The organism is Gluconobacter aidae (assembly GCF_009547075.1).
Classification (GTDB): domain Bacteria; phylum Pseudomonadota; class Alphaproteobacteria; order Acetobacterales; family Acetobacteraceae; genus Gluconobacter; species Gluconobacter aidae.
Window position 1 is genome coordinate 1 of sequence record NZ_WIPH01000070.1, and the last position, 4,957, is coordinate 4,957.

5 protein-coding genes are annotated in these 4,957 nt (G+C 49.8%); 1 reads left to right on the forward strand and 4 read right to left on the reverse strand.

Translation table 11 applies throughout. The features are described 5' to 3' along the window. The coding region (locus GFJ39_RS13540; protein WP_228391973.1) for a transposase at positions 1-484 on the forward strand (484 nt) is incomplete at its 5' end. Positions 485-632: 148 nt separating this feature from the next. Here the strand turns inward: GFJ39_RS13540 and GFJ39_RS13545 are convergent. The 4 genes from GFJ39_RS13545 to GFJ39_RS13560 are packed head-to-tail and all read right to left on the reverse strand — an operon-like array spanning position 633 to position 4,832. After that, positions 633-1,190, reverse strand: a complete 558-nt coding sequence (locus tag GFJ39_RS13545) for a lipocalin-like domain-containing protein (RefSeq protein ID WP_228391974.1) — start codon at positions 1,188-1,190, stop codon at positions 633-635. A gap of 18 nt (positions 1,191-1,208) precedes the next feature. Continuing rightward, a complete protein-coding gene (locus tag GFJ39_RS13550; RefSeq protein WP_153431947.1) occupies positions 1,209-2,636 on the reverse strand; it encodes a cytochrome c in 1,428 nt (475 codons plus the stop codon). Positions 2,637-2,640: 4 nt separating this feature from the next. Then, positions 2,641-4,284: a GMC family oxidoreductase gene (locus GFJ39_RS13555; RefSeq protein WP_153431949.1), complete on the reverse strand. Its 1,644-nt coding sequence runs from the start codon at positions 4,282-4,284 to the stop codon at positions 2,641-2,643. Between the two features lie 23 nt (positions 4,285-4,307). Then, entirely contained in the window at positions 4,308-4,832 is a 525-nt protein-coding gene (locus GFJ39_RS13560; protein WP_153431950.1) for a sugar dehydrogenase complex small subunit, read from the reverse strand. Between the last annotated feature and the right edge of the window lie 125 nt (positions 4,833-4,957).

Below are 4,957 nucleotides of genomic sequence, written 5' to 3' on the forward strand. Positions count from 1 at the left end.
GTGCGTGATGACATCCACAGCCGGCCTCCATCCCGGCTGTCATCTTGAATCAGATCACAGCCACTTTGGGAATCCACAACGATTCATTCAGGGCAGAAAACGCTCTAATGTCGCCGCCAGTGATGGTGCGCGATTGAGAGAAGGGCTGCTGGATAAAACCAATACGGCCTCAAGCGTTTGGGCCGACACGGCGTACCGCTCCAAAGCCAACGAAGACTTCATGGAAAAGCAGGGTTTTGTCTCAAAGGTTCACAGGAAAAAGCCGCATCTCAAACCTATGCCCCGGCATATCCAGAAATCGAATGCTGGAAAGTCGGTGATCCGATCGCGTGTCGAGCATGTCTTTGCCGATCAGAAATCGCAAATGGGTCTGTTCGTCCGAACTGTCGGTATCACCCGGGCCACCATGAGGATCGGCCTGGCCAATACCGTCTATAATATGCGCCGCTTCCTCTTCCTCGAAAGATTGAACGCGAGCGCGTAGTCATCCAGCCGGACGGCAGTCCCCGATCTGCTCAAAACGCAGATCAAAAGCGACCCAAAGCACCGTCAATCAAATCGCCAAAAGCCTTAAATCGCGAGCCAAGCACATCAATCAACGGTTCTTCGATCTCTCCACCTGTTTTTTAGAATTAGTCGGCCCGTTTAAAACGGATAATGCTCCGGGACATTTTTCCGTTATCCCAATTAGGCATAATCCGCCAAGGCGTCAGAACATCAGCTTCATTCCCTTTTACGACGATATTACGACGCTGCTCTGTTCCAACCCATTCTGGCGCCCATGCTGTCTGTACACTTGTAACCCACTGGTTACCTTCCACACGATAACGGCCAATATAGGCAACGAGTGTCTTCATGAGATGCGCTCGGTCTGCATCATTTTTTGCAGGCTGACGATCACTCCCTTCAAGATTAAACGCAACCCAACCGTCAGGGGTGAAGATGACGCGACCACGCGGATGGGCGCCCATAGCGTCAATCAACTTCCCGGTTTCTTTATCCTGAACCTTATAAGAAACCAGCTCCCAAACCCCGACTATGTTCTTTTTCAAGTCTGGATCAACCTGCTTTGGAAGTTCCGGAATGGATACCTCCTGAGCATGGGCAGATGATAATGAAGACATAGACACAGCTCCCGCAAAAGACATAATCAGCATAACTTTTGTGTACGTACGAATTTTTTCAAACATACTCATATCCTTTCTACTTTAAACAACATTTCTCGTTTTATGGCGTCTTATGACGAACACTACGGCACACAGTACCAGGACCAGTATTGCTCCCGCCGCCATGCCAACTCGGGACAACAGCAATAATGGAGAGGCAGGCCCACCCCTTCTGATAAGCGCGACATCCTGTGGTGTGACCTGAACGTCTGGTCGACCATATGTTTTGAAAACAAAATTGCTCAACCTCGCGATCTGATCATCATCAAGCTGTACAGCATCTCCCGATTTCCCACCGAAACCTGGCATGAAGGCTTGCCGCCCCTCCACTGATCGAGAAACACCATATAGAATGGTCGATATAAGGTTGTCGCCACGCGACGCGCCTGTGACTGAATTATGCCAAAGGGATGGATAATAACTGTCTTTACTACCCTGAGCACTGGCCCCATGACACGAGGCGCAGTTCCCCATAAAGAGAGCTGCTCCACTGGCGGTGTTGTCATTGTGATCCATAATCGGGGTTGTCCCCCGTAATTCAACTGCCGGACTTACGTCATGACCCTGCTGAAATCTGGATGACGTATGATCATTCGGATCACTGACCGGCTTTAAACTGCGTAAATAAACGCTAATGGCATTGAGATCGCCGGAAGACATGCGGGAGAAGCTGTGTTCAACAGCCTCACCCATCCCGCCTCCGGCCTGAGCTTTGCCATGCAGGCGTCCCGTGCGGAGATATTCCGTAAGATCGTGATCACTCCAACTCCCAATACCACTGACTGTGTCAGGAGTAATGTTTGGTGCGTACCATGTTCCAAGACTGGCTCCCGACAGCGGATGCGCCAGATCTTCCTGCATCAGGAACCCGCGATGTGTATGGCAGGTTCCACAATGCGTCGCCCCCTGTACCAGGTAAGCTCCCCTGTTCCACTCTGCCGACTTTGTCGCATCAGCCTGATAGGGTTTTCCATTCAGGAACAACATGTTCCAAAAAGACATGGAGAACCGGATATTCATCGGGAATGGCAGCGCTGTAACCGGTCCTTTTTTATCTACCGGAGCAACCTCCTTCTGGAAGTACGCATATAAATCAGCAATGTCCTGATCCGTCAGATAGGAATAAGCTGTGTACGGCATTGCGGGGTACAGGTTGGCACCATCTTTTCTGACGCCACGCCGAACAGCTTTGTCAAAATCTTCTAAAGAATAATGACCAATTCCTGCTGACAAAGACGGAGTGATGTTTGTCGAATACATAACGCCCAAAGGAGTATGCATGGCCAACCCACCCGCGAAAGGCTGTCCATGAGGCGCTGTATGACAAGCTACGCAGTCTGAAGCAATCGCCAGATACTGACCACGCTGCGGATTTCCAAGTGGATCAGCCTTTGCTGGATGTGTCGCAGAAAGAGCAATGGCAGCAAGAGAGCAGACTGTAACTGTGTAGAAAAAGGATCGCTGTATCATGAGATCAAGCCGTCTTGAATTGTGCTGCGATTGCATCGGCGGCCTTCAAAGCAAGTGCTGCCATTGTAATCGTGCTATTTCCACTTCCGCCGGTTGTCATTGCTGCTCCGCCTGGAAGAAAGAGATTCTCATGATCGTGAGAACGGCAATCAACATCGACAACTGAGTCTGATGGGTCTTTTCCCATAATACAGCCTCCCATGATGTGATCGCTATGCAAGAACTCAGGATTCAGGTCGAACTTTGTTGCCCCTAAAGCCGTTGCCATCTTTTTAAGTGTCGGAATAGTATATTGTTCCGCACTACGCCGCACATAATCACCAACATCATAATAAATTCGCGGGCGATTGAGCCCCAACCAGTCTTTTTTATCCGACAGCGTCAGACGATTAATAGACGACGGAAGAGGCTCATGCTCCACAACCAGCAGCCCGGTACAAGCAGACAGGCGACGAATTTCCTGATCGAGGGCACGTCCGTACAGACCTTTTTTTAACGCTTCTGCTGCACCAATCGAGCCTCGGGCCATATTTTCCATACGGAACATGGCTCCAGCGTATTCACTACGAAAGTCGCCCTGACTGGTGTTCAGAATGCTACTGCCCTGTACGGGTCCCACCCCAGTCCAAAGCGGCTCGCTCATTTCAACAGTCGCTTTCAACTTCGGCTGATCCATCATGTTACGCCCTACCTGATCGGAACTGTTGGCAATTCCATTTGGATGGCGATCATCTTTGGACAAGAGCAGAAGTTTGGGGGTCTCAATGCCATTACAGGCAATGACGAAAGCACGCCCTGTTACGCGATGTGATGTTCGATGAGGGTCATAATAATGGACAGCCTGTATTTTATGACGGTCATCCGCTTCAATGCGATAGGCAACAGCATTGGTTAAAAGCTTTCCGCCTTTGGCCTCAATGCGTGGCAGTGCCGTGGCTGCGTCATATTTTGCAGCAATAGGGCAGACCGGAAAACAGTTATTATTGCCACAGCACGCAGGACGTCCATCATAACTAACACCACTATTGCGCGCCTGCGGTGCAGGCAAATTTTGCAGGCCGAGTGGTGCCATAACATCGGTGAAGCGCTGCTCTCCTGGCCCCAAAGGTAACGGACCCATGGGATAAGGCCGGGAACGAGGCGTTTTGGGAGGCCATTGCAATGCGGCATCCGTTGGACCGCAAACGCCCAGAGCATATTCTGCACGAGCATAATACGGCTCTAAAGTCTCATAATCAAAAGCCCAATCGCGCCCAACCCCATAGAGGCTTTTTAATTTCAAATCTTCAGGGGTCATTCGCCAACAAATGCCAGCCCAGTGCCACGTCGCTCCGCCAGCATACCGAACATAACCTTGCTGGTAAGCCGTGGCATTAGGCCCTGTCAGATCCAGATAAGTATTTTCTTCGCCAGGCGTGCGTGTTTCGAGAACTGGTGCCCATGGTGGGGGAGGAAATGGCGCATCCCAATGATGTCGCAACGACGGAGGAAGGTTGCGAAAATTTTCTACGATGGTCTGTCGATCAACCCTGGGCCCAGCCTCCAACATGAGCACTGACAAACCAGCATCCAGAGCTTGTTCAGCGATCAAACACCCAACAACGCCGGTTCCGACGACAACGACGTCATATTTTGTCTCATTTACCATTTCAGCGCGCTCCTATATCAGCTTCAAAAAATCGGAAGTTGAGAAAGAGGCGGAGCGTCCGCCGTCCAGCCATTAGGCCCAGAAATAGCATAAGAGGGTATCGTCATTACATCAGACGTGACTTTGAACATCAAAGCCTCTTCATAAGAAATGACGGAAATAGTGGATGCCCCCTGAACTGCACCAGTATACCAAGATTCAATGATGCTTTGAGCGGCATTTTTCAAAGAAACATCTGGTAGAGCTTCCATAAGCTCTTCAACATCGGCGGGCTTTTTAGCCTCAATGAACGATGCTAGCTGCTCTAAATGTTCAGGAAAATCAGGAACAGTCGCGATCATTGCATCCGCCGTTCTAATTCCAATCGTTTCATTGAGCTTGTGCGGCACCAAAAGAGATGAGACCGACATGAACTTTTGATGCACCATTCCACCACGCGATGGCGCAGCGCGAGATGTTTGAACACAAAAGAGGGCACTGAGAGACGACATACCCAAAAGCAACCCACGCCTTCCGATCCGAGGGCTGGTAGAACGTGATATGCGCATAAGAAACACTCGCTTCACAAAAATAGAATTACTAACTATGGATACTATATACGCTCATTCGTTTATTTCCTTCATAAATTTTTATTTTAAAATGATCTGTTATTTATTTTTATAGACGTGGAGGG